This window comes from Saccharothrix sp. ST-888, assembly GCF_000955975.1.
Taxonomy (GTDB): Bacteria; Actinomycetota; Actinomycetes; order Streptomycetales; family Streptomycetaceae; genus Kitasatospora.
Genome location: NZ_JYJF01000756.1, coordinates 1 through 328 on the forward strand (window position 1 = coordinate 1; position 328 = coordinate 328).

At 70.1% G+C, this 328-nt stretch carries 1 protein-coding gene; it reads right to left on the reverse strand.

Features of this window, described 5'->3' with window-relative positions:
• A partial coding sequence (locus UK12_RS34480; RefSeq protein WP_045307170.1) for a hypothetical protein occupies nt 1–328 on the reverse strand: 328 nt, incomplete at both ends.

Genomic DNA, 328 nt, shown 5'->3' on the forward strand with positions numbered 1-328 from the left:
CTTGAACAGCGCGTCCTCGTCCAGCCAGGACGCGTAGTCCGCGAACGGCACCCCCTTGACGATCCGGTCCCCCCAGAACGGCGGAGCCGGCACCCGGTTTTCCACCGCCACATCGGAACGGACCTGACCGAGGTTCTCCTCCTCCGGCTCCTCGACCTCGACCCGGGCGTGCCGCCGCTGGCGCAGCTCGGGCAGTGCGGCACCCGGGACGCCGCGCTTGACCGCGATCAGCGCGTCCATCAGGCGGAGTCCTTCGAAGGCGTCGCGGGCGTAGCGGACTTCGCCTTCGTAGATGGCGTGGAGGTCCTGTTCGACGTAGGCGCGGGTG